Below are 25491 nucleotides of genomic sequence, written 5' to 3' on the forward strand. Positions count from 1 at the left end.
CCATGATCTCGGCCCTGTAATATCCCCCTCCCAGCCTCCCCCATCAAGGGGGAGGTGCCGTTTAGTGTGTGAGCCACGATTGTGCCCAAGAGTGGAGCCCACCTCCCCTTGATGATGGAGGCAGAATGGGATGAGGCAGCGCCTAGGAGGTTCCTAAAAGGGGCACCTCTCGCGAGGCGCCCCAAGTCATTTTTAGCAGCTCGTCCTACTCAGCGATCTGGGCGTCGCGGAAGTATGGGACGTTCAATGTCGAGCGCCAGAAGCCGGTCACTTCAGGGCTCATCATCATGTAGTTGTTGCGGTGATACTGCGGCAGGATGGCGTGGTCATTCATCAGAATGGCTTCGGCCTTGCGCATCTCGGCTAGCGATTCCGCTTCGTCGCCCGTGGCCTTGGCCGCTGCGATGGCAGCGTCGTAATCGGCGTTGGACCAGTTGCCCAGATTGTTGGGGCTACCGGTGACGAAGTTGTCGAGGAACGTCATGGGATGCGGATAGTCAGCGCCCCAACCCATCTGGGCGATCTGGTACTCGACCTTCTGCACTTCAGGGTAATAGACCTGCCATTCGGACGCCTGGATATTGACGTCAATGTTGAGGTTCTGCTTCCACATCTGCTGGATGGCTTCGAGCAGCTTTTCGATTGGCGGGGAAGAATAGGTCACGAACAGGGTTTCGGGGAAACCTTCGCCATCGGGGTAACCCGCTTCGGCCAGCATGGCCTGGGCTGCTTCGATCTCGGCGGCTTCGCCCAGACCGAAGGTATCGCGGCCATCGGTGAATTCTTCGCCGGCAATGGTCATGCCGGGAGGCACCAGGCCAAGGGCGGGAATGTCAGCAGACTGCAGCACGAACTCAACGATCTCTTCGCGATCGATCGCCATTGAGAGGGCTTCGCGAACCTTGAGATTATCAAGTGGGGCCTGATGGGTGTTGAAGAAGGCGTAGGTGGTGCCGAGGGCCGGAACGACCATGAAGGCGTCAGATTCAACCGAGAGGCGGGGAATTTCCGGAGCCGGAACAGATTCGATGCCATCGACATCACCAGCTTCCATGGCAGCCAGAGCCGTTGCGGGATCTGGGATGAGACGGAAGGTCAGCTTGTCGAGGCTGACGGCATCAGCGTCGTAATATTCGGGGTTCTTTTCAAACACGACTGACTCGCCCTGATTGAACTCGGTGACGCGGAAAGGACCGGTGCCGATGAAGGTCGCTGGATCACGCGTCCAGCCTTCTGGATCGGCTTCAACAACGTCCTGACGGACGGGGAAGAAGGTGGTGTAGGTCAAAAGCTGCATCATGTAGGGGACGCGGGCCTTGAGAGTGAAGGTCAGCGTCTTGTCGTCGGGAGCCGAGATGGCAATGTCGCCGACGCCATCAGCATTGTAGGCCTCTTCGGCGCCAACGATGGAATAGAGCATGGCTGCGTTCATCGCGCCGGTCGCAGGGTTGAGCACGCGGTCCCAGGCGTAGACGAAGTCACCCGCGGTGACGGGCTTGCCGTCTGACCAGTTGGCGTCGCGCAGGTTGAAGGTGTAGGTGAGGCCGTCTTCGGAGACGTCCCAGCTCTCGGCAAGAGCGGGTACGATATTGCTATCGGCATCGAAGCGGACCAGGCCTTCAAAGGTATTGCCGATGATGGGCGCGGCAAAGGTTTCAGCCGTGGTGCCGGGATCGTATTTGGCGGATTCATTGTTGACCACATAGGTCAGTTCACCAGCGGCGAAGGCGCCGGCAGTGGAAGCAAGGAATGCCGCTGTGAGCAGTGGCAGAAAGTGCTTGGTCATGCTTTCTCTCCTTTTTCGGGCAGGGTCTCCTCCCTGTCCATTGGTTATCTTGAGGGCAGCTTAGGCTGCCTTTGGCGTGGCCGCATCACCGGCGTAGTGGCAGGCGGCAAGGTGCCCCCCGCCAATGTCTCTGAGTTCGGGTTCCTGACCGACGCACAGCTCTGTGGCGAGCGGGCAACGGGTACGGAAACGGCAGCCACTGGGAATGGCCATGGGGCTGGGAATTTCGCCGCGCACCGGATCGGCCGGGCGGGTCGCCGTCGGATCGGGCACGGGAATGGAGGCCAGCAGCGCCTGGGTATAGGGGTGGCTGGGACGCGCATAGAGATCGGTATTGGAGGCCAGCTCAACGATCTTGCCCAGATACATCACGCCGATGCGGTCCGAGATGTGGCGCACCATGCTCAGATCATGGGTGATGAACAGATAGGTCAGGCCGAGTTGGTCCTGCAGGTCTTCAAGCATGTTGACGACCTGGGCCTGCACCGAGACGTCGAGTGCCGAAATGGGTTCGTCGCAGATGACCAGTTCGGGCTCAAGCGCGATGGCGCGGGCGATGCCGATGCGCTGGCGCTGTCCACCGGAGAACTCATGGGCAAAGCGATTGGCATGATCGGGATGCAGGCCGACGCGCGCGAGCAGATCCATCACCCTGGCTGTGCGGCTTTCGGGCGTACCGATCCTGGCAATTTCCAAGGGCTCGGCGATCAGGTCACGCACGGTCATGCGGCCATTGAGCGAGGCGTAGGGATCCTGAAAGATCATCTGCACGCGACGCCGGAACGGAGTGAGGTCGCGCTCGGAGAGGTTGGCGATGTCCTGACCGTCAAATACCATTTCGCCCGAGCTGGGCTGGTAGAGGCGGATCAGGGTGCGGGCGAGTGTGGACTTGCCGCAGCCAGACTCTCCGACCAGGCCGAGAGTTTCGCCACGCCTGATATCGAGATCGACGCCATCGACGGCGCGCAGGATCGGCTTGGGGCCGAACAGCTTGCGACCGACGGTGAAATGTTTTTTCAGATTGCGGATGGAGACGAGTGGGGCTTCGGTCATTGGGCGGCCCCTATTGCTGCTTTTGGGCGAACCCGACCTCGTGATCCCACGGACCTAGTGTGCGGGGAGGACACCCCCTCCCGGCCTCCCCCATCAAGGGGGAGGTGTTGCATCGCGTTGTTGGCAACTGAAACGGTCATGCGGCCACCTCGTTGACGCCGGGGACGCAGGGGGCGTTGGGGTGGTGGAGCCAGCAGCGGGCGGCCTGGGCCTCACCGAACAGGGGCGGCAGTTCGGCCTGACATTGAGCCATGGCGTGCGGACAGCGGGCGGTGAAGGGGCAGCCGGCGGGCGGATGGGCCATATCGGGCGGGGCGCCGGGAATGGGGGTGAGGCGCTGGTGGCTGTCGTCACGCAGATCAGGGACCGACGCCAGCAGGCCTTGAGTGTACGGATGGCGCGGGGTGGCAAAGATGGGCCGGACCGGGCCGGTTTCCATTACCAGACCGCCATACATGACCACGATACGATCGGTGACTTCGGCGATGACACCCAGATCATGGGTGATCAAGATGACAGCCATGCCCAGCCGCTGTTGCAGATCGCGGAGCAGACCCAGGATCTGGCGCTGGATAGTGACATCGAGGGCGGTGGTGGGTTCGTCGGCAATCAGGAGCTTTGGGTCGCAAGCGAGGGCGATGGCAATCATGACGCGCTGGCGCATGCCGCCGGAAAATTCGTGCGGGTAGGATTTGAGGCGTTCGGCCGCCGAGGGGATGCGCACCAGTTCGAAGAGTTCAATGGCGCGGGCGCGGGCCTCGGCGCGACTGGCCTGACGATGGCGCAGAATGGTTTCGATGACCTGCTCGCCCACGCTAAGGGTGGGATTGAGGCTGGTCATGGGATCCTGAAAGATCATGCCGATGCGATTGCCGCGAATGTCGCGCAGATCGGCTTCATCTAGCTGCATCAGATCCTTGCCGTCAAAATCGACGGCACCACCGATGACACGTCCCGATGCCTTGAGCAGGCGGAGAACGGACATGCAGGTGATGGATTTGCCCGAGCCGGATTCACCGACAATGCCGAGGATTTCGCCAGGATAGACATCGAAGCTGACACCGCGCACGGCCTGCACTTCGCCGCGCTGGGAAAAGAAGGAGGTTTTCAGATCGCGGACGGAGAGGACGGGTTCACCCGTTTGCGGAACACTCATTTGCGGAATCTTGGATCAAGCGCGTCGCGCAGACCATCGCCCAGGAAATTGAAGGCGAACATGGTCAGGGAGATGGCGGCGGCAGGGAAGAAGAGCTGATGCGGATAGGCGCGCATGGTTTCGACGGCCTCGGAAGTCAGCGTACCCCAGCTGGCCAATGGCGGGGTAACGCCCAGGCCGATGAAGCTCATGAAGCTTTCGATAAAGATGGCCGAGGGGATCAGCATGGTCAGGGTGACGATGATGGGCCCGATGGAGTTGGGCAGCAGGTGCTTGGTCAGGATGCGCGATGTGCCGGCGCCCATGGTGCGGGCGGCAGCGACGTAGTCCTGGCTCTTGAGGCTGAGTATCTGGCCGCGCACGATGCGGGCCATATCCACCCAGAACACCGATCCAATGGCGATGATGATGGAATAGAGCCCAGAGTCGAAAACCACCATGAGCAACACGACATAGAGGGTCAGCGGAATGGTGGAGATGATTTCGACGATGCGCATCATCACCGCATCGGTCTTGCCACCGATATAACCGGACAGACCGCCATAGAAGATGCCGATGAAGAAGTTCACCAGCGTCGCGACAAAGGCGACGGTCAGAGAAATGCGGGCACCATAAAGCTGACGCACCAGCACATCGCGGCCCAATTGGTCGGTGCCAAACAGATAGGTGCGGTTCCAAGACCAGCCCGATGGCGTGATGGTGTCGCCATCGACACTGACGATCCTGGGCGGCAGGCTGGAATAGTCGAGACTGATATCGGTATCGCCGAAGGTGAAGGGCTGGGCCTTCTTCTTCATGTCCTTGCGGCCACCGCGAATGAGGCCGAGAACATGGCCTTCGGCGTCGACTTCATAGAGGTTGAAATTGGAGGCGTTGAGGAAGAAGCGGGTTGCGCCCCCCTGCCCGTCATCAATGGCGTAGGTTTCAAAGGCTGGCGGAATATTGGCCAGCTTGAGGTTCTGCTCGAAATAGCTGAAGGGACTGAACAAGGGGCCGAAAATGGCGCCAAGGATCAGGGCGATGATGAAGCCAAGCGCGATCACCGCGGGCTTGTTGGCCCAGAGGCGGCGGCGGGCATCCTGCCAATAGGTCAGGCTGGGCGCAGAAATGGCTGCCTCGGCATCGCCCGGCCCCAGCTTTTCCCACATGTGCGGGGCAATGGTGTGTGGCTGATCGGTCATGCTGCGGCCTTGGACAGTTTGATGCGCGGGTCGAGCACGGCATAGAGCAGGTCAACGATCAGGATCATCACCATGAGCGCGGCGGCGTAGAAGATGGTGATGCCCATAATGGCGGTATAATCGCGATTGGTGATCGAGAGCACGAACTGCCGGCCGATGCCGGGCAGCGCAAAAATCTGCTCGATGACGAAACTGCCGGTGATCAGATTGGCGACGACCGGACCCAGCACGGTGACAACCGGCACCAGCGAATTGCGCAGGCCATGCTTAAACAGCACCTGGCCGGGACGCAGGCCCTTGGCACGCGCGGTGGTCATGTAATCCTGCTCGAAGGTTTCGAGCAGCGAGGAGCGCGTCAGGCGAGCAACAAACGAGATCCAGAACCCCGACAGGGCAAAGACCGGCAGGAAATAGCCGCGCCAGTCATCAAGCCCGAAGGTGGGCACCCAGCCCAGACGCAAGGCGAAGATGTAGAGAGTGACGGTGGCGATGACATAGCTGGGGATGGCCACGCCAATGGTGGCGATCATCATCACAACGGTATCGGGCCACTTATTGCGGTTAAGCGCGGCGATGATGCCCAGCGGAATGCCCAGGGCGATGACGCAGATGATGGCCAGCAGGCCCGTCTGCATCGTAACCGGCAGGCCATTGGCGATCATGGTGTTGACCGACACGCCCGGGTATTTGAACGAGGGCCCCAGATCAAAGCTGAGCACGCCCTGAAGATAGTTCAGGTATTGCACCCAGATAGGTTGATCGAGGCCATATTTGGCGTTGAGCGCGGCGGCAATTTCGGGCGCCAGCATACGCTCGGACACGAATGGCCCACCGGGCACGGCATGCATCAGGAAAAAGGTCAGGGTGACGATGGCCCAAAGGGTGACCAGCATCATGCCCAAACGTTGAAGGAGAAAGCCCGGCATATCAGACACACCCAAGGGGTGCTGAAGACGGCAGACCGGCGATACGCAATGGGCTCAACATAATTTGTATTGCAGCACCAAAAAATTTTACTGCAAGCGCCTTCGCGGCAATTTCAGTCCTTAATGTGCGTTTTCAGAAAACGCCCCTAAAGCTGAAAATGATTACGCAAAATCAGAAAGACTGCCGTTGCCGGGACGATCAGGTCTGCGGCCCTGGCGACCGCATCGGGGCCATAGCTGCCCTCGGCATCGAGCGCGTTGATCGTACCGAGCAATTGATTGCCCGCCATGACCGGAATGCTGATCGAGGCATCGCAGCCCAGGGTGCGGATCAGTTGGAGATCCGGGAAATTGCCTTCCATCTCGGCTGCGGAGTTGATCGCCGTGATCCGGCGTTCGGTCTGCATGGCGCGGAACCAGTCATCCATGACAATGGGCTTGGTGCCCAAAAGGGCAAAGACATCTGGATGGCTGGAATAGACGCGACGGACGTGACCGGCATCCATATTGATCGCCGTGAGCGTGAACAGGCGCACGCCGATCACCGCCCGGGCGAGCTGGTGCAGGGCTGCGCCGGTTTCTGCGGGATCGTCATAGCGCGCGAGGCGCTCTTCGAAATCACGGAAATGCTGGCTCATGCGCGCAGACGTTCATCGGCGGGAATGGTGTCAGCCCAGATCACGCAATCGCGCCCGTTTGCCTTGGCTGCATAGAGGCGATTATCGGCAATCTGCATCAGCAGACCGGAGGGTTCTTCGCCCTGCCCGGTGGCCAGACCAATGCTGACGGTAACGCCGAGGCCCGCGCCAAGGTCGGACCAGTCAATCGAACTGATGGCGATGCGAATGCCCTCGCAGAAGGCCACTGCGGACTGCTCGGGCACATTGGGGAAGACCAGGGCAAATTCTTCGCCGCCCAGACGGGCCGCATGACCATGCGGGCCCAGCTGATCAACCAGTGTCCGCGCCACGCGCTGCAGCACTGCATCGCCCACGATGTGGGAGTAGCGATCATTAATGGTCTTGAAGTTGTCGAGATCGACGATGGCCGTCGAAAAGGCGGTGCCGGCAAGCCGGTTGAGGATCTGATCAAAGCTGCGGCGATTGGCAATGCAGGTGAGCGGATCGCTGAGGGCCTGATCGGCCAACACGGCGGCGCGGTCGCGCCAAAGATCTGTCTCGGAGCGAATGGACGCCACCCGGGCGCGCCGCTGGGCGGTCTCGCCGGACTGGCGCACATAGAGATTGTGGAAGCGCTTGAACTGTACCAGCGCTGCTGAGGTGTCACCCCTGGCCTCAAGGATTTCGGCGAGCTTGGCCACGGCGTTGGTCTGGTGATCGATAAGCCTGGTAGTGTCGGCCAGCTCTACTGCCTCAGTGGCGCTGACCAATGCCTCATCGAGCCGACCGGCACGGAACAGAACATCGCCCAGCGTATAGAGATAGTGGATGCGCAGCCCGGTGCCGGGCGCGTCGTTGAGCTCAACGCACTGCGCCAGAACCTCCAGCGCCAGATCGAAGCTACCCTGCAGCGCCAGCAATTCCGCCTTGTTACCCAAGGCTGCGCGCAGGGTCCAGGCATCGCCGCTATGACGGGCCTGCTCAATTGACTCATTGGTGAATTCGATGGCCGCCTCGCGTTCGCCCATGGCGCGATCAGGTTGCCCCAGAGACCCTGCCTCCTCGGCCATCTTGGCGTGGCAGAATCCCAGATTGAGCAGGTAGTAGCCGGCAGCGCCGCCATTTTTCTGCTGGGTGGCGATAGCGACGGCCTGTTCGACCAGATTGGCGCCCAACTCGCTCTCGCGGCAGACCGTGAGCACGATGCCCTTGGCATTGAGCGCAAAGGCCTGCATGGGCGCGTCGTCGCTGGCCTGGGCAATTTCCACGGCCATGGTGGCAAGATCATAGGCTTCATCGCTGAAGCCAAGATCGAGGAAGAGGATGGATTCAACGGCCATGGCGCGGGCCATTTCAAGCCGGTTGCCCAGACGCTCCCAGAGCCATTTGGCCCCCATGGCGCATTCCAGACCCTGTTCGGCATCACCGATGCGGTAGCAGCTCCAGGCCATTTCGCACAAAGCGGCGGCCATGAAATCGCTGTCGCCAGCAGCCTCGGCCCGAGCATAAACCGTTCGAAACGCCGCCAAAGCCTGCTCGCCCCGCCCGGCTCGCAACAGGCGCGTGCCCCGGATAAACTCGTCAGCGATGGCAGCTCCAGGATCAGTCATGGGGCGCTCGACGTGGTAACCGTCTGTAGCTTAACCAGATTCTCTGGCGAAACTCCTAATGCCTGCAGCAAAAATCTCTGTTTATCTGAGAAATTTCGGTCAGGACGCCGCAAACAGCTGCCAACGACGGGGCCTGAAGGCAATGCGGCTGCTCTCGATTGCGGCGTGATCAAAGGGCAAATCGATCTCGGCGTGATGTCCGCCATCGAGCGCCAGTTCGACACGACGGGTGCCTCCCACCCGGCGACTGGCGGTGACCGTGCCCAGCAAGGACGGCCCGCTATCGACCAGATCAACATCATGGGGACGGAAGAACAGACGCGCATTGGCCGGAGCGCTGGTGTCGGCCGGCAGACCGATGGACTGGCCGTCAAAACGTAGTTCGCCACCTGTCATGGTGACAGGCAGTTGGCTGGACTCCCCGATGAAACCAAAGACGAAGGGCGAACCCGGCGTGTCGTAAATGGTGTCGGGGTCGCCAACCTGTTCGATCTTGCCCTGGCTCATGACGCAGAGGCGGTCCGAGAGTTCGAGGGCTTCTTCCTGATCATGGGTGACAAAGACCGTGGTGTGACCGGTGCGATCATGCATTTCACGCAGCCATTTGCGCAGCTCGCGACGGACCTGAGCATCGAGCGCCCCAAAGGGTTCGTCGAGCAGCAACACGGCTGGCTCAATGGCCAGTGCGCGGGCCAGAGCGACGCGCTGACGCTGGCCGCCCGAAAGCTGGTTGGGGTAGCGCTTTTCAAGACCCGAGAGCTGCACCAGATCAAGCAGTTCGAGGGCGCGGCGGCGGATTTCACCGGCTGGTGGCCGGGTTGAGCGCGGCCGCACCTTGAGGCCGAAGGAGACATTTTCGAGAATGCTCATATGGCGGAACAACGCATAGTGCTGAAACACAAAGCCGATATTGCGCTGCTGAACGCTCCATTCGGAGGCATCGGTATCGCCGAAGAAGACGCGGCCGCTGGTGGGCACTTCGAGGCCGGCGATCAGGCGCAACAGCGTGGTCTTGCCTGAACCGGAAGGACCGAGCAGCGCAATCAACTCGCCCGAGACGATATCGAGCGAGACATCGTGCAGCGCCGGGAAGCGATCGAATTCCTTGCGCACATTGGTGACGCGAACATCCATGTCCAGACTTCCTATCGATGGCCGCCAGCGGCGATTTCGGCGCTGAAGCGCCATTCAAGGACCGATTTGAGCACCAGAGTGACCAGTGCCAGCAAGGCCAGCAGAGAGGCCAGGGCGAAAGCGGCGGTGGCGTTATATTCGTTGTAGAGCATTTCGACCTGCAGCGGGATGGTGGTGGTCTGGCCGCGGATCTTGCCTGACACCACCGCAACAGCACCAAATTCGCCCATAGCGCGGGCATTGCACAGGAGCACGCCATACAGCAGGCCCCATTTGATATTGGGCAGGGTGACGCGGAAGAAAGTCTGCCACCCATTGGCACCCAATGACAGCGCGGCTTCCTCGTCACCGGTACCCTGATCCTGCATGAGCGGGATCAGTTCGCGGGCCACGAAGGGAAAGGTGACGAAAATGGTGGCAAGCACAATGCCAGGCAGCGCGAACAGCACTTCGATGCCATAGCTCTTGAGAAACGGGCCGAGCACGCTCCCCGCCCCGAACAGCAGGACGAATACCAGACCGGAAATGACCGGCGATATCGAGAATGGCAGATCGATCAGAGTGATCAGAAAGGCCTTGCCGCGGAACTCAAACTTGGCGATGGCCCAGGAGGCGGCAAGGCCAAACACCAGATTGAGCGGCACTGCAATCAGCGAAACCAGCGCCGTTAGGCGAATGGCGGCCTGGGCATCCTTGCTTGAGAGCGCTGCCAGGAAGGTGCCGACGCCTTTGGAAAAGGCTTCGTGAAAGACGGCATAAAGGGGCAGCAGCAGGACCAGCGCCATGAAGGCCATGGCGATGGCGATGAGCAGCCAGCGCATCGCGCGGCTTTCGCTGGTGGGGTTGGCGCGCGAGGAACGCGCAGAAAGCCTAGTGGCCATAGCCATATCTCCGCCGGCTCCAGGCCTGAATGAGGTTGATCGCAAACAGCAGGGCAAACGAGATCAGCAGCATTACCGTAGCGATCACGGTGGCGCCGACATAGTTGTATTCCTGCAGGCGGATAAAGATCAGCAGCGGGGCGATTTCCGAAACATAGGGAATATTGCCGGCAATGAAGATGACTGATCCAAACTCACCGACGCCCCGGGCAAAGGCCAGCGCGAAGCCGGTCAAAATGGCTGGAGTGAGACTGGGCAGGACAACTCGGGTGACTGTCTGGAAACGGTTGGCACCGAGGGTGGCACTGGCCTCTTCGACCTCGTGGCTGACCTCTTCAAGAATGGGCTGGATGGTGCGCACGACAAAAGGGAGCCCGATGAAGATCATGGCGATGACAATGCCAGCGGGCGTATAGGCAATGCGCCAACCGAGCGGGGCCAGCAGCGCGCCAATGGTGCCGTTGGGCGCGTAGATGGCAGTCAGCGCGATACCAGCGACGGCGGTAGGCAGCGCAAAGGGCAGATCAATGACGGCGTCAAAGATTCGGCGGCCGGGGAAACGGTAGCGCACCAGCACCCAGGCGATCAGCGTGCCGAAGACGGTGTTGATCAACGCGGCGAGGATGGCCGTGACGAAGCTGACGCGTAGCGCGCCCAACACGCGCGGATCGGTGGCCGCCTGCCAGAAACCGCTGGGACCCAAGCCAGCTGAACGAATGGCCAGACCCAGCAAGGGGATAAGGATGATCAGGGAAAACCAGGTGGTGGTGAAGCCGAAGGTCAGCCCAAAACCGGGGATGACACTGGGCTGTCGAAAGCGCCATTTCGGGCGTAGGGCAGTCGCAGCGACGACAGACATGGGGAGCCTCCCATCCCAAAGGACAGCCAAACTCTACAAGATCAGTAGGCATTAACAAGCAGCGCCATGGCGTTTGCGTGGCGCACCGAGAAATATTGTGCTCAGCGGGTGGGTGTTTTGGGAATGGGGGTGTTTTTGGTGGCGATGCGCTTCGGAACCTCCTCTTGAGGAAGGTAACGGCTCGTTTGATGGACGCTACCAGTGACCTGGCCTGGGTCTAGTCCTGGGGCGGGGTCCAGAGTGGGGTCTCGCGTTCCAGCGGCGCCATGGCGGTAATGTCATTGCCGCGCCGCATGGCGATGTTCATGCGGAAGCTGTTGCCGATGCGCTCGGAGCGCTCGATGAAGAGTTGGGCGATATCGGGCGGACAGAGTTCTTCGGCCGTGCGCCGGAACAGGGCAAGCCAGCGCATGAAATGGGCATCGGAGAGTTCGGGAATGGCCATATGCTTGGGCATGGGCCGGCCGGCATAGCGGCCGGTGCCCAACAGCATGGAACTCCAGAAATCGGCAATGGTGGCCAGATGGCCCGGCCAGGCCTCGGGCGCAATAATGCGATTGAACACCGGCCCGATGACGGGGTCGCGGCGAGCATCGGCGTAGAAACGGTCCACCACGGCGCGGATCATGGCTTCATCGAGACCATCAGGGGTGTCCCAGCCAACGCGCTGGTGCTGGGTGCCGATGGGTGGTCGTGGATTGTCGGTCACTCAGACCTCCCGAATGGCGTAGCTGCAGCGGCGGCCGCCTGAAACAATGTGCTCATGGCGAGTGACTTCGACCTCGGGGCCCAGTACGGCGCGGAAGACATCGAGCTCGGCGCGACAAAAACCCTGACAGGCGGTGGCAGCGGCGCAGATGGGACAATGGTTTTCAAGCAGTAGAAGTGAGCCATCGGGCTCTTCGCGCCACTCGGCCATATACCCTTCCTGCGAGCGCAACTCAGTCAAGGTCGCGACCTTGTCGCGCAGGCCGGTGCGGTCAGCCATCGCGGCCTGGTAGGCTGCGTGGGTTTCGGCCTCACGCGTGGCAATAATGGTATCCAGAGCTCCCTCCCCCAGCGAACTGCGGACGATATCGAGCAATTGCACGGTCAGGGCCGCGTGCGTATCGGGGAAGCGGGCCTGAGCCGCGGAGGTCAACGCCCAACGCTGGGTAGGGCGACCGACGCCACTAGCCTGGCTGGTGGCTACCACCAGCCCCTCGTCGGCAAGCCGCGCCAATTGCTGGCGGGCGGCTTCGCCGGTCGTGCCCAAAATCTTGCCAATCGCGGCAGCCGACATGGCGCCATGCATCTTGAGCGCCATCAGCACACGTTCGGCCGGATTGCGCGGCGACCAGCCAAGATTGTCCGGCGCCGGGTTTTCCAAGGACTGACTTGACATATCTGGCTCAAAGGTTTTCAAAGTCATAACTTGGAAATTAAACCGCATGACGCTGAAACGCAAGTGCGTCCCGCCAACACCAGGAGACTGTCATGGCCTTTGAACTCCCCGCCCTGCCCTATGCCCATTCCGCTCTCGCCGACCGCGGCATGAGTCAGGAAACGCTGGAACTGCACCACGACAAGCATCACCAAGCCTATGTGACGGCGCTGAACGGCCTGGTGGACAAGAACGCCGATCTGCAGGGAAAATCGCTCGAAGAGATCATCACCCTCGCCAAGGACAAGGCCGATCTGGCGCCGGTGTTCAACAATGCCGGACAGCACTGGAACCACATCCATTTCTGGAATGCGCTGTCACCCAAGGGTGGCCAGCCTGGTGGCCGGCTTGAAGCCAAGATCATCGACGATTTCGGTTCGGTCGCCGCGTTCAAGGACGCTTTCAAGACTGCTGCGACGACACAGTTCGGATCGGGCTGGGCCTGGCTGGTGCTGGGTACGGACGGCAAGCTGAAAGCCACCAAGACCGCCAATGGCAGCAATCCGCTGGCGACGGGCGAAGGCAAGCCACTGCTTGGGCTCGATGTGTGGGAACACAGCTACTACCTCGACTTTCGCAACCGTCGTCCGGACTATGTCAGCAACTTCCTCGACACGCTGGCCAACTATGAATTTGCCGAAGCCAATCTGGGCTAAGGCCTGATGCGTAACAAATGCGGTGTCAAACTGGTTGGGGAGGCTCTTCGGCAAATCGCCGAGCGGGCCCAGGCTGCCGGGCTGGATGACACCGCGTTGGCGGGACGGTGCCGGCCATGACCTATGTGGTGACGGAAGACTGCATAGCCTGCAAGCATATGGATTGCGTGGCGGTATGCCCGGTTGATTGCTTTTACGAAGGCGAAAACATGCTGGTCATCAACCCGGACGAATGCATAGATTGTGGGGTATGTGAGCCCGAATGTCCGATCGAGGCCATCAAGCCGGATATGGAACCGGGCCTGGCACCGTGGATTGAACATAACAGGCAATATGCGCGGCTTTGGCCGAACATCACTGAAGTGGGCGTGCCGCCGGCAAATGCCGAGGCCATGGCGGGCCAGCCCAACAAACTCCGCGACCTGTTCTCGGAACAGCCCGGAGAAGGATCATGACGACACTGATGGCCGATTTTGAACTCCCCGATACCATGAAGCTGCGCCCGCCCCGCAATCCGGTGGTCGGCAATGCCGAATTCCGCTCGGCAATGGCAGCAATGGCCTCCACCGTCAGCGTGGTGACGGCACGTCGCGGCGATGAGCAGATCGGCCGCACCGTGACTTCAATGATGTCGCTGGCGATAAACCCGCCGACCATTCTGATTTCCATCGATATTATGAGCCGGCTGGCTGACATCATTGCCAAGACCAACGGGTTTTCCCTGGCGATGCTGGCCGATGACCAGCAAGAGGTCGGTAATGCCTTTGCCGGCGGAATGGAGCCGGAGCATCGCTTCGGTGTGGGCGAATGGTCACGCTGGCCATCAGGGCACCCAATGCTGCTCGGGGCGGTCACGGCTGTGGATTGCGATGTGGTTGGCGCCATCGAGACGGGCACCCATGTGCTGTTTGCCGGAGCGATTATCGAAGTGGAAACAACGACCAGTCGTTCCCCCCTGATCTGGCAGCGGCACCACTACCACACGCTGGGTGGGCTCGACTGAGCGCCGGCATGATGGCAAGCTGGGCGCAACGAATTGGCGAGGCGGCGGTTATTTCTTGCGCTGCTTTGAACTCAACCCACTCCCCAAAGGGAGACGCGCTTGCCCAGATACTACTTCCACTACCGCACCGATGACGAGTTGATCCGCGACGATGATGGCAGTGAGCTGCCAGATCTGGAAGCGGCGGAACACAATGCAGCGGCACTGGCCAAGGCGATTGTCGAACAGGCTGCCAATACCGGGGGCGATACCCGCGTACCGCGATCGATCGAGATCACTGACGCAGAAGGTGAAGAGCTGCTTTATCTGGTGTTTTGGGCCGGTCCCAAGCTAGGCTCAGACGATGATCCAGATGAGGACGCACCGGCGCCGCCAAGCAGTACGGTCCATTAGTCCCCAGGCAATGGTTGAAGAATACCTGGTGGGAATGCCGGCGGTCAAAAGTCAGTTGGCGTAGATCTGATCAAAGATACCGCCATCGCCGAAGAAGCGGGCCTGCGCATCGCGCCAGCCACCAAATTCTTCAATGGTCACAAGGTTGAGTTCAGCGAAGCGCGCGAGATCTTCGGGGGCTGCAAACTCGGGCTGCGACGGACGGAAATAGTGTTTTGCAGCAATGGATTGACCGACGTCTGAGTAGAGATAGTCGAGATAGCCCTGTGCCAAATCCCGGGTGCCGTTCGTATCAACATTGACGTCAACCAAAGCAATAGGCGGTTCGGCCAGGATCGAGACCGAAGGGGTCACGATATCGAAGGCGTCGGGTCCCAGTTCTTCAAGGGCAAGCCAAGCTTCGTTTTCCCAGGCCAACAGCACATCGCCAATGCCGCGCTGCACGAATGTGGTGGTTGCCCCCCGCGCGCCAGTATCGAGCACAGGAACGTGGCGATAGAGCTGACGGACGAATTCCTGCGCCGTGGCGTCACTGCCATCTGGCTGCGCCTTGGCCCATGCCCAAGCAGCCAGCAGGTTCCACCGTGCCCCGCCCGATGTCTTGGGATTGGGGGTGATCACTTCAACGCCCTCAGCAATCAGATCGCCCCAGTCGACGATGGCCTTGGGGTTACCCTTGCGGACGAGAAAGACGATGGTCGAAGTATAGGGTGCACTGTTGTTGGTGAAGCTGCCACGCCAGTCGGCATTGATCAGGCCAGCATCGGCAATGGCGTTGATGTCGCTATCGAGCGCCAGGGTGACCACGTCTGCATTGAGACCATCGATGACCGAGCGGGCCTGTGCGCCCGAGCCACCATGTGTGACCTGAACGGCAACGGTCTCACCGGTGGACTGCTGCCAGTGGTCGACGAAGGCCGCGTCGAAATCGGCATAGAACTCACGTGTGGGATCATAACTGACATTGGTCAGGGTGCGATCCTGAGCGTGGCTGGTGACTGAAAAGACCAGCACAAGCGAGGCAATCAGAGCAGCATAAGCAAGAATTCTGGACATGTAGGTCATTTGTGGTCTCCCAGGAGATCGCCTGATAAAAGACTACCACATTGGTGGGGTATTACAAGGTAAAGCGCCGCCACCGAAACGCCGCAATAGAAATGCTTTGCCTCGAACGCCGCCAAATCAGGAAAAAGCTCGCCAGAAGCCTACCAAAATGCGGCGCTGCGCAATCCCATTCCAGAACCTTACCGAGGTCCTAATTTTGGCGTCGCGTCATCTGCGCATCTTTGTGGGCTGATATTGGCAAAAGGGATGGCAGACAGAGCCGCATGTGATCCCTAGACTGGCAAGGCGAGCTGAGGAGTCGAAGATGAATTTGGTACAAGCGAACCGTCCTGCCCTGCTGGAGCGTGCGGCAGCCCTGGCAAGCGAAGACGCGGGGTTCGCCGAATTCCTGCGTTCGGCCGTTCTGGCGACCGATACCGAGGATCTGGCGCGACAGGCTCCTGATCGGTTCGAAGCGATCCTGCGCCAATCCTATGCGCATCTGAAAGCCTATAGCGGTACGGGCAGCAAGCTGAGCGTGACCGCGCCGACCCAGCCCGGCGAACCGCTGGTGCTTGATATCGTATCGCCCGACATGCCCTTCATCGTCGACAGCGCGCTGGCCGCACTACGCGCCGCAGGCGGCACGGTGCGGCTGTTTGCGCACCCGGTGGTTCGTGAACCCAGTGGGCGGGCGCTCAGCGTGCTGCATATTCACAGCGATCCCGTCAGTGATCTGGACGCCATGGTGAACGAGATCGACTCCACCATGGCCGAGGTGGGCCAGGCAGTGCGGGACTGGCAGCCCATGCTGGAGCGCCTGCGCAAGGCGATCAGCGCGCTGAGCGAACAGAAGTCGAGTCTGGCCGATGAACCCCTGCGGTTTCTCGACTGGCTGATCGAGCACAACTTCACTTTTTTGGGGATGCGCGACTACCGCATCGATGGCGAGACGCTGGCGCCGGTCGCCAAGAGCGGGCTGGGCATTCTGACCGACGGTGAGGTCAAGGTGCTGCGCAGTGGCCCGACTTTTGTTGAATCCACGCCACAGCACGCCGCCTTCATTGCCTCGAACGAACCGCTGCTGGTGACCAAGGCCAATGTGCGCGCGCGGGTGCATCGCCGCCAGCACATGGATTATGTGGGCATCAAGATCTATGACGGCGGCGGCAAGGCCGTTGGCGAGTTGCGCATTGTGGGGCTGTTCACATCGCAGGCGGAGGCCACGCCGCACACCGAAGTGCCGATCATCCGGCGCAAGATTGCCGAGGTGATGCGCAAGTCGGGCGTTGATCCGATCGGGCATGACGGCCGGGCGCTGCTGAGCGCGCTGGACAGCTATCCGCGCGACGAGCTTTTCCAGATCGGCGGCGAGCAGCTATTTGAATTCTCCACCGCGATTGCCGGCCTATATGACCGCCCCCGGGTGCGGGTACTGCCGCGTATCGACCGGTTCGACAATTTTGTCTCGGTGCTCGTTTATGTGCCACGCGACCGCTATGACGGCGCGGCTCGGGCGCGGATCACCCAGTATCTGGCCGAAGTCTATGATGGCCGGGTGTCAGCATTCTATCCGCATTTCCCCGAAGGCGAACTGGTACGGGTGCATGTGATCATCGGCCGAATTGCGGGAAAAACCCCGCAACCGAGCCGTGCAGAACTTGAAGCCAATGTTGACGCATTGACGAGCAATTTCGGCGACATTCTGATGGCCACGGCGACCGATCCGGCGGTGATGAGTGATTATCGCACGGCGTTCTCCGCAGCCTATCAATCGCGCAATTCCGCCGAGGATGCGCATGTCGATGTCGGGGTTCTGCATGAACTGGGCGAGAGCGCCCGGGTGGCCATCCGGCTGCGCAGCCGAGACGGCGCCGATGGCGCTCTCGGGCTGAAATTCTACCACCGCGAGCACGCCATTCCACTGAGTGACCGCGTGCCGATGATCGAAGCCTTCGGGTTCCGGGTGATCGACGAGCGCACCTATACGGTGACGCCACGGGACGGTGTAGAGCGCTATATCCATGACATGGTGCTGGCGCCCAGTGATGGCGTTGTGCTGGACCTTGATACGCGCGGACCAGCCGTCGAGGCCGGGCTGCTGGCTGTGTGGGACGGGCTGGGGGAGAGTGATCAGCTCAATACGCTGGTGACCCGCACGGCGCTGGGCTGGAACGATGCAGCCCTGCTGCGGGCATTGTCGCGCTATCTGCGGCAGATCGGGATTTCCTATTCGCAGCGCTATATCGCGCAGGTGCTGGTAAACCAGTCAGGCGCTGCCGAAGCGCTGGTGGGGCTGTTCAACGCGCTGCACGACCCTGACGAAACCAATCGGGACGCCAAGGCGGATGGGGCGCGCAAACAGATTGCGGCCGCACTCGATGCAATGGCCTCACTGGACGAAGACACCATCATCCGGCGCTTCCTCAATCTGATGGAAGCGGCGATCCGCACCAATGCGTTTCAGCGCGACCCGGAAGGCAATCGCATGCCGGCGCTGGCGATCAAGTTCGACAGCAGCATGGTCGAGGGCATGGTCGCGCCCCGTCCCTACCGCGAGATTTCGGTCTATTCGCCGCGGGTGGAAGGCATCCATATGCGCTTTGGAGCGATTGCGCGCGGCGGGCTGCGCTGGTCGGACCGGCCCGAGGATTTCCGCACAGAGGTGCTGGGGCTGGTCAAGGCGCAGCAGGTCAAGAATGCGGTGATCGTGCCGGTCGGTGCCAAGGGGGATTTGTGCCCAAGCGCCTGGTGGCCGGTATGCCGCGCGAGGCGTTTCAGGCTGAAGGCATTGCCAGCTACAAGATATTTATCGGCGCGCTGCTCGATGTGACCGACAATCTGGTCGATGGTGCAGTGGTACCGCCCCGCGCCGTGGTGCGACGTGATGGTGACGATCCTTATCTGGTGGTCGCTGCCGACAAGGGTACGGCAAGTTTTTCGGACACGGCAAACGGGATCGCCATCAGCCGGGGATACTGGCTGGGCGACGCCTTCGCCTCAGGCGGCTCTGCGGGCTATGACCACAAAAAAATGGGCATTACAGCACGCGGCGGCTGGGAGGCTGTGAAGCGTCACTTCCGCGAGATGGACCGCGATATCCAGCGCGAGCAGTTCACCGCTGTTGGCGTGGGCGATATGAGCGGGGACGTGTTCGGTAACGGCATGCTGCTGAGTGCGCAGACGCGGCTGGTGGCCGCGTTTGACCACCGCGATATTTTCATCGACCCCAATCCTGATGCAGCCAAGAGCCTGGCAGAACGGCACCGCCTGTTCGCCCTGCCCCGTTCAAGCTGGCAGGACTATGACAAGGCGTTGATCTCAAGCGGCGGCGGGATTTTCTCGCGCAGCATGAAGTCGGTGCCGCTGTCGGCCGAGATCAAGACGCTGCTCGGCATCACGGCCAATCACGCCACGCCCAATGAGGTGATCACCGCAATCCTGAAGGCCGATGTGGACCTGCTGTGGTTCGGCGGCATCGGCACCTATGTGCGCTCTGGCCTGGAAAGCAATGCCGAGGTGGGCGACCGGGCCAATGATGCCATCCGCATTACCGGTGGCGAGGTGCGGGCCAAGGTGATCGGCGAAGGCGCCAATCTGGGCGCCACGCAACGCGGACGCATCGAGTATGCGCTCAAGGGCGGGCGGATCAATACCGACGCCATCGACAACTCGGCCGGCGTGAACTCGAGCGATCTGGAGGTCAATATCAAGATCGCCGTCGCGCCCCTGTTGGCAGCTGGCACCCTTGGCATCGAAGCCCGCAATGCGTTCCTGGTGACCATGACCGATGAGGTCGCAGCGCTGTGCCTGCGCAATAACTACCTGCAGGGGCTGGCGATCTCGTTGGCAGAACGTGCCGGACTGGCGGAACTGCCGGACCACCGCGAACTGATCGAACGGCTGGAAGACCGTGGACTGCTTGATCGCGCCGTAGAGTTTCTGCCCAGTGATACAGTGCTGGAAAACCGGGTGGCGGCAGGCACGGCACTGGTACGGCCCGAACTGGCGGTGATCCTGGCCTATGCCAAGCTCACGCTATACGCGGATTTGCTGGACGGTCGCTCGATCGACAATGACTATCTGGCGGGTGAGCTCTATCGCTACTTCCCCGGCACGCTGCGCAGCACCTATCCCGAGGCTGTGGCCGGACATCGGCTGAAACGCGAAGTGATCGCGACAGTGCTGGCCAATGCGATGATCAATCGCGGCGGACCGGCATTCGTGACCGATCTGACTGCGGCAACCAGCGCCAGCCCCGGCGAAACAGCGCTGGCCTATGCGGCAGCGCGTGATGTCTATGGACTGAGCGCGCTGAACACCGCGATTGATGCACTCGACACGTTGATCGACGGCGATGTGCAGTTGGCGCTCTATGCTGAAGTGATGGCGCTGCTACGGCAGGAGAGCCTGTGGTTCCTGCGCAATGCCGATGTGACGCAGGGTCTGTCCGATCTGGTACAGCGTCATGCCGCCGGTGTTGCTGCGCTGCGCGGCCTGAGGGGAACGGATCTGCCTGCCTCACTGGCGCAGGACGTGGCGGAGATGGCGCAATCGCTCAAGGACAAGGGCGTGCCCGAAACCACTGCGCAGCAGATCGCCGAACTGCCTGTGATCGGCTATGCCAGCGACATCGTGCTGGTTAGCGAACGCGCGGGCGTGTCGCTGGCTGATGGGGCAACCGCGTTCTTCGGGGTGTTCACGACATTCCGGCTGTGGCCGGTGATCGCGCAGAGCCGTGCATTGTTGCTCAACGACCGGTTTGACCGCATGGCACTGGACCGTGCGCTGGCCAATCTGATGCGGGCGCAGCGCGACTTGACCGCTGACGTGCTCAAGACCGAAGGAAAATCGGTGGATGCCAAGCTGGTGAACTGGCAGGTGCGGCGCAAGGCGGGCATTGAACGCACCGCCGCAGCCGTGGCCGAGCTGACCCAGGGCAAGTTGACCGTGTCACGGCTATCCGTCGCCGCGGGTCTGATGGCCGATCTGGCGCAAGAATAGAAGACCATGATGTCCGGAGGCCCTTGGGGTCGCCGGAGCAATGGCGTCAGATGGCATTGCGAACAAAACAAGAAACGTGTTCCCTGAGACCTTCTCCGGAGGATGCCGATTCGTGCTTGCCAGCCCTACCTATCTTGACGCCCTGAACTCGGAACAACGTCGCGCCGTCGTGCATGGCACCGGGGAAGCCGCGCCGGGGCCATTGCTGGTGATTGCCGGGGCGGGATCGGGCAAGACCAATACGCTGGCGCATCGGGTGGCGCATTTGATCGTCAATGGTGCCGATCCTCGCCGTATCCTGCTGATGACGTTTTCACGACGCGCCGCCAGCGAGATGAGCAGGCGGGTGGAGCGGATCTCGGTGCAGGTGCTGGGCACGAGCGCAGGCGCGGTGACCGATGCCCTGGCGTGGGCCGGAACATTTCATGGCATTGGCGCGCGGCTGCTGCGCGAGCACGCCACCCAGATCGGGCTGGATACGGCCTTCACCATCCATGACCGCGAAGACTCGGCGGATTTGATGAATCTGGTGCGGCACGAGTTGGGGTTTTCCGAGGCCAAGAGCCGGTTTCCTACCAAAGGCACCTGCCTGTCGATCTATTCGCGCGTGGTCAATGCGCAAGATGATCTGGACGCGGTGCTCAAGACGACCTTCCCGTGGTGCGCGATGTGGAGCAAGGAATTGCGCGCGCTGTTCAGCGGCTATGTGGCTGCCAAACAGAGCCAGAACGTGCTCGATTACGATGATCTGCTGCTGTACTGGGCCGGCATGATGGCCGAACCGGCAATGGCGGCCGAGGTTGCGGCGCGGTTCGACCATGTCCTGGTGGACGAATATCAGGACACCAACAAGCTGCAGTCCTCGATCCTGCTGGCGCTCAAGCCACAGGGGCATGGACTGACCGTGGTGGGCGACGATGCGCAGTCGATCTATTCGTTCCGGGCGGCGACGGTGCGCAATATTCTTGATTTCCCGTCGGCCTTCAGCCCGGCAGCCGATATCGTGACGCTGGACCGCAATTACCGCTCGACACAGCCCATTCTGGGCGCTGCCAATGCGGTCATCGAGCAGGCTAGCGAGCGTTTTACCAAGAATTTGTGGACCGAACGCCAGTCTGACGCCAAGCCGCTATTGGTGACGGTACGCGATGAGGCCGATCAGGCCCGCTATGTGGTGCACAAGGTGCTCGAAGCACGCGAGAGTGGCATGGCGCTGAAAAGCCAGGCCGTGCTGTTTCGGACCTCAAGCCATTCGGGGCCGCTGGAGATCGAACTGACCCGGCAGAACATCCCCTTCGTCAAATTCGGGGGGCTGAAATTCCTCGATGCGGCCCACATCAAGGATCTGTTGTCGATCCTGCGCTGGTCTGAAAATCCACGCGACAGGGTGGCCGGTTTCCGCGTGTTGCAATTGCTGCCCGGTGTGGGACCGGGCACTGCAGGAAAAGGTGCTCGACGCCATGGCGACCGGACCGGACCCGATCTGGGCGCTGGGCGAGATCCCTACGCCGCCCCGCGCCGGCGAGCGCTGGGCGGGGATGGTCGAGCTGATGCGGCGTCTGGCGAAGGGGGATGCGGGCTGGCCCGCGGAGCTGGGCTATGCGCGGCTGTGGTATGAACCGCTGCTGGAACAGGCTTATGACGACGCCATGGTGCGCGTGCAGGACATTGTGCAGCTCGAGCAGATTGCTGGCGGCTATCCGAGCCGCGAACGGTTCCTGACCGAGCTAACGCTGGACCCGCCCGATGCAACCAGCGACCAGTCGGGCGTGCCGCTGCTCGATGAAGACTATCTGATCCTCTCCACCATCCATTCCGCCAAGGGGCAGGAGTGGAAGTCAGTGCATGTGCTCAATGTGGTTGATGGCTGCATCCCCTCGGATCTGGGAACCGGATCAACCCATGAACTCGAAGAAGAGCGGCGGCTGCTGTATGTGGCGATGACACGGGCGCGAGATGATCTGAACCTGATCGTGCCCCAGCGGTTTTTCGTGACGCAACAGGCCAAGCATGGCGACCGGCATCTGTATGCGCAGCGGACGCGTTTCATTCCACGCGCCATGACAGGCCTGTTCGAGGATATCTTGTGGCCGCCAGTCACGCCGGCCCATATCGAGGGGCTGTCGCCTGCGCCGGTGCGGATGGATATTTCCGCGCAGATGCGAGGCATGTGGAAATAGGGATTGGGGCCAATGAGCAGCTAGCGCATGTAGCCCCCCACATGGCCTCTCCCGTCAAGGGGAGGTATCGCTCCACTCGAGAGGTGGACCAGGCAACCCTATGCCAAAGTCGGATTGTATCTGGACGCGGCATGGGGACATTGAAGGCCCCTGCCCCAAAACCAGAGCCGCACATGACCACCCTTTCAAACTGGCTAGCCGCCCAGAGTGTTGACGCCAAGCTGGCTTCGGTGATGACCACCATGGCCGCCGCGAGTGCGGAGATTGCGGCTGTGCTACGGCAATCGGCGATTAGCGGGCAGACCGGGCTGGCCGGGCACACCAATGTGCAGGGCGAGGACCAGAAGGCGCTCGACGTGATCTCAAACGATATTGTTTTGAATCACATACGGCAAAATCCGGAGATTTCGATTCTAGTGTCCGAGGAACTGGATGAGCCGGTTCATATCGAGAATCGGGGCGCCTATCTGGTGGCAACAGATCCGCTGGATGGCTCATCAAACCTGGACGTAAATGTCACCGTGGGAACGATTTTTTCGATCCTGGATGCCCGCAAGGGTCTGCTGCAGCCCGGCTCGGCGCAGTTGGGCGCGGGTTATGCCGCCTATGGACCGGCGACGAGCTTTGTCATCACCTTCGGGGCATCGGCAGCGGTGTTTACACTCAACGATGACGGCGTGTTCGTGTTGACCACCGAAAAGCTCGCCGTACCCAAGGCGTCAGCGGAATACGCGATCAACACTGCGCGCGAGCGGCTGTGGGATGACGCAACCAAGGGCTATGTCGCCGAGAATGTGGCTGGGGAGACCGGGCCTGCCGGCAAGCGCTACAATATGCGCTGGATCGGATCGATGGTGGCCGATGTGCATCGTATCCTGATGCGGGGCGGGATTTTTCTTTATCCGCTGGACAGCGAGAACGCTGCCAAAGGCGGCCGGTTGCGGCTGCTCTATGAGGGCAATCCGATGGCGATGCTGGTGGCCGCAGCGGGCGGCGCATCGACGACCGGGCAGCAGAGTGTGCTCGATGTAGTACCGACCGATATTCACCAGCGGGTGCCGGTGGTGCTGGGCTCGGCTGACGAGGTAGCCCGCGTGGTTGCCTGGTACGCCCAGGCGTAGGCGTTCCTTTGTAAGCCGCCCTTCTGGCCTGCTGCTGATTGCCGGAGGAAGAGTTTGCTGCAGCCCGCGAAATTGCGCGGGCAGAAATTGCAACGTTCTTATTGGGGCGCTATAGCTCTGGCAGATTGAGGTGCCGGCGCCCTACGCTGCCGGCCGGGAGCCACTATGACCGACGCGAACACCACCTTGCCCAAAACCAATTCCAGCCCGTGGACCAGCCGGCCGTTTCATCGGCAATATCTGATGCGGCAGGCCAATAATCTGTTCGATTTCTTCGAAGCACCGTCGCTGAACCCCAAGGGCGGGTTCTTTGAGCTGGATGATGAGGGCAAGGCGCTGAGCGCGGCCAATTCAACGCGGCAGGTGCATGGCACCACGCGCATGGTGCACAGCTTCGCCATTGGCAGTCTGATCGGTCGGCCTGGCTCGGGCGAAATGGTCGATCACGGCATGGACTATATCTGGAACAAGCATCGCGACGCCAAACATGGTGGCTATGTGTGGGGCCTGGACGACAATGGCGTCACCGATGGAACCAAGCAGGCCTACGGGCATGCCTTCGTGATGCTGGCAGCATCGAGCGCCAAGCTGGTGGGGCATCCACTGGCTGACAAGATGCTGGCCGATGTCACCGAGGTGATCGAGCGCCGGTTCTGGGACGAGAAAGTGGGCGCAGTGCGCGAGGAATTCGCCAATGACTGGTCGCAGATCACGACCTATCGCGGGCAGAACTCGAACATGCACCTGACCGAGGCGCTGATGGCAGCCTATGAGGCCACCGGCGAAAAGGCTTATCTGACCAAGGCCGAACGGATCGCCGAATTGATCATCGCCAAGCATGCCGTGCCGCTGGGGCATCGGGTGGCGGAGCATTTCGACGAGAACTGGGTGCTCGACAAGCAATATCTGGGCTCGGAAATGTTCCGTCCCTCGGGTGTAACGCCGGGACACGCGTTGGAATGGGCGCGGCTGCTGATGCAGCTGTGGATTCTGGGCGACAAGCGACTGAGCTGGATGACCGATGCAGCGCGCAATCTTTTCCGTCAGGCGATCGAGTTGGGTTGGGATACCCAGCACGGCGGGTTCTTTTATACGCTGGACTGGGACAACAAGCCGATCATGCGCGAAAAGCTGTGGTGGCCTGTGGCCGAGGCGATTGGCGCGGCAGCGTTTCTGAGCGCCTATGACCGCGATGACTATTTCCAGATCTGGTATCGCAAGCTGTGGGACCATGCCGAGAACCATGTGATCGATCATGTGCGGGGCGGCTGGCTGAGCGAGTTGACCGAGGACCTCAAGCCAACATCGCGCCTGTTTACCGGCAAGCCTGACATCTACCATGCGCTGCAGGCGTGCCTGATCCCGCTCTACCCCGCTACGGGTAGCCTGACGGCGGCAATCATCGAGGCCGAGCACACCGTCAAGCAGCACCACTAGCAGGCGCTGCTGGTTGCATCGGGC

19 protein-coding genes and 3 pseudogenes are annotated in these 25491 nt (G+C 61.1%); 9 read left to right on the forward strand and 13 right to left on the reverse strand.

All coding sequences use genetic code 11. The annotated features are described in order from the left end of the window. Positions 1 to 205: 205 nt before the first annotated feature. From AC0L37_RS11925 to AC0L37_RS11980, 12 genes are all read right to left on the reverse strand, one after another. Complete coding sequence (locus tag AC0L37_RS11925) at positions 206 to 1786, reverse strand: peptide ABC transporter substrate-binding protein (protein ID WP_282221031.1); 1581 nt, start codon at positions 1784 to 1786, stop codon at positions 206 to 208. 60 nt (positions 1787 to 1846) lie between these two features. Beyond that, positions 1847 to 2839: an ABC transporter ATP-binding protein gene (locus AC0L37_RS11930; RefSeq protein ID WP_282221030.1), complete on the reverse strand. Its 993-nt coding sequence runs from the start codon at positions 2837 to 2839 to the stop codon at positions 1847 to 1849. 136 nt (positions 2840 to 2975) lie between these two features. Beyond that, positions 2976 to 3995, reverse strand: coding sequence for an ABC transporter ATP-binding protein (locus AC0L37_RS11935; protein ID WP_282221029.1), 1020 nt, complete (start codon positions 3993 to 3995; stop codon positions 2976 to 2978). Further along, positions 3992 to 5176 carry an ABC transporter permease gene (locus AC0L37_RS11940; RefSeq protein WP_473312978.1) on the reverse strand — a complete coding sequence of 395 codons (1185 nt, stop codon included), beginning with the start codon at positions 5174 to 5176 and terminating at the stop codon, positions 3992 to 3994. The genes AC0L37_RS11935 and AC0L37_RS11940 overlap by 4 nt, the downstream gene beginning before the upstream one ends. Continuing rightward, complete coding sequence (locus tag AC0L37_RS11945; RefSeq protein WP_212658530.1) at positions 5173 to 6102, reverse strand: ABC transporter permease; 930 nt, start codon at positions 6100 to 6102, stop codon at positions 5173 to 5175. The genes AC0L37_RS11940 and AC0L37_RS11945 overlap by 4 nt, the downstream gene beginning before the upstream one ends. 146 nt (positions 6103 to 6248) lie before the next feature. Continuing rightward, complete coding sequence (locus AC0L37_RS11950; RefSeq protein WP_212658531.1) at positions 6249 to 6740, reverse strand: GAF domain-containing protein; 492 nt, start codon at positions 6738 to 6740, stop codon at positions 6249 to 6251. Beyond that, positions 6737 to 8332, reverse strand: coding sequence for a diguanylate cyclase (locus AC0L37_RS11955; protein WP_282221026.1), 1596 nt, complete (start codon positions 8330 to 8332; stop codon positions 6737 to 6739). Before AC0L37_RS11955 ends, AC0L37_RS11950 begins: the two co-directional genes overlap by 4 nt. Before the next feature lie 99 nt (positions 8333 to 8431). After that, positions 8432 to 9466, reverse strand: coding sequence for a sulfate/molybdate ABC transporter ATP-binding protein (locus AC0L37_RS11960; protein WP_282221025.1), 1035 nt, complete (start codon positions 9464 to 9466; stop codon positions 8432 to 8434). Positions 9467 to 9477: 11 nt separating this feature from the next. Then, positions 9478 to 10353 carry a sulfate ABC transporter permease subunit CysW gene (gene cysW / locus AC0L37_RS11965; RefSeq protein ID WP_282221024.1) on the reverse strand — a complete coding sequence of 292 codons (876 nt, stop codon included), beginning with the start codon at positions 10351 to 10353 and terminating at the stop codon, positions 9478 to 9480. Then, the gene (gene cysT, locus AC0L37_RS11970; RefSeq protein WP_282221023.1) at positions 10337 to 11206 is read right to left on the reverse strand and encodes a sulfate ABC transporter permease subunit CysT; all 870 of its coding nucleotides are present in this window, start codon (positions 11204 to 11206) and stop codon (positions 10337 to 10339) included. Before cysT ends, cysW begins: the two co-directional genes overlap by 17 nt. Before the next feature lie 217 nt (positions 11207 to 11423). After that, positions 11424 to 11915 (reverse strand): group III truncated hemoglobin, encoded by a 492-nt coding sequence (locus AC0L37_RS11975; protein WP_345790777.1) that lies wholly within the window; start codon positions 11913 to 11915, stop codon positions 11424 to 11426. Next, positions 11916 to 12590, reverse strand: coding sequence for a helix-turn-helix transcriptional regulator (locus tag AC0L37_RS11980; protein ID WP_282221022.1), 675 nt, complete (start codon positions 12588 to 12590; stop codon positions 11916 to 11918). Positions 12591 to 12682: 92 nt separating this feature from the next. Between AC0L37_RS11980 and AC0L37_RS11985 the strand changes: the two genes are divergently transcribed. From AC0L37_RS11985 to AC0L37_RS12000, 4 genes are all read left to right on the forward strand, one after another. Beyond that, entirely contained in the window at positions 12683 to 13285 is a 603-nt protein-coding gene (locus AC0L37_RS11985; protein WP_282221021.1) for a superoxide dismutase, read from the forward strand. Between the two features lie 116 nt (positions 13286 to 13401). Further along, positions 13402 to 13740 (forward strand): ferredoxin FdxA, encoded by a 339-nt coding sequence (gene fdxA, locus AC0L37_RS11990; protein ID WP_212658537.1) that lies wholly within the window; start codon positions 13402 to 13404, stop codon positions 13738 to 13740. Further along, the gene (locus AC0L37_RS11995; RefSeq protein ID WP_282221020.1) at positions 13737 to 14288 is read left to right on the forward strand and encodes a flavin reductase family protein; all 552 of its coding nucleotides are present in this window, start codon (positions 13737 to 13739) and stop codon (positions 14286 to 14288) included. The genes fdxA and AC0L37_RS11995 overlap by 4 nt, the downstream gene beginning before the upstream one ends. A gap of 99 nt (positions 14289 to 14387) precedes the next feature. Further along, positions 14388 to 14681 carry a DUF6894 family protein gene (locus AC0L37_RS12000; RefSeq protein ID WP_282221019.1) on the forward strand — a complete coding sequence of 98 codons (294 nt, stop codon included), beginning with the start codon at positions 14388 to 14390 and terminating at the stop codon, positions 14679 to 14681. 51 nt (positions 14682 to 14732) lie between these two features. On the opposite strand, the gene AC0L37_RS12005 is transcribed toward AC0L37_RS12000, so the two are convergent. Further along, the gene (locus AC0L37_RS12005; protein WP_282221018.1) at positions 14733 to 15746 is read right to left on the reverse strand and encodes a sulfate ABC transporter substrate-binding protein; all 1014 of its coding nucleotides are present in this window, start codon (positions 15744 to 15746) and stop codon (positions 14733 to 14735) included. A gap of 304 nt (positions 15747 to 16050) precedes the next feature. Here AC0L37_RS12005 and AC0L37_RS12010 point away from each other — a divergent pair. The 5 genes and pseudogenes from AC0L37_RS12010 to AC0L37_RS12030 all read left to right on the forward strand — a co-directional run. Continuing rightward, positions 16051 to 17355 (forward strand): annotated as a pseudogene (locus AC0L37_RS12010) (NAD-glutamate dehydrogenase); the annotation flags it as partial. Positions 17356 to 17621: 266 nt separating this feature from the next. Then, positions 17622 to 20726 (forward strand): annotated as a pseudogene (locus AC0L37_RS12015) (NAD-glutamate dehydrogenase domain-containing protein); the annotation flags it as partial. Positions 20727 to 20841: 115 nt separating this feature from the next. Further along, positions 20842 to 22909 (forward strand): annotated as a pseudogene (locus tag AC0L37_RS12020) (ATP-dependent helicase). 173 nt (positions 22910 to 23082) lie between these two features. Further along, on the forward strand, positions 23083 to 24030 hold the full coding sequence (locus AC0L37_RS12025) for a class 1 fructose-bisphosphatase (protein ID WP_282221014.1): 948 nt from the start codon (positions 23083 to 23085) through the stop codon (positions 24028 to 24030). Positions 24031 to 24195: 165 nt separating this feature from the next. Further along, the gene (locus tag AC0L37_RS12030) at positions 24196 to 25467 is read left to right on the forward strand and encodes an AGE family epimerase/isomerase (protein ID WP_282221013.1); all 1272 of its coding nucleotides are present in this window, start codon (positions 24196 to 24198) and stop codon (positions 25465 to 25467) included. The last annotated feature ends 24 nt before the right edge of the window (positions 25468 to 25491 follow it).

This window comes from Devosia sp. J2-20 (genome assembly GCF_055808475.1).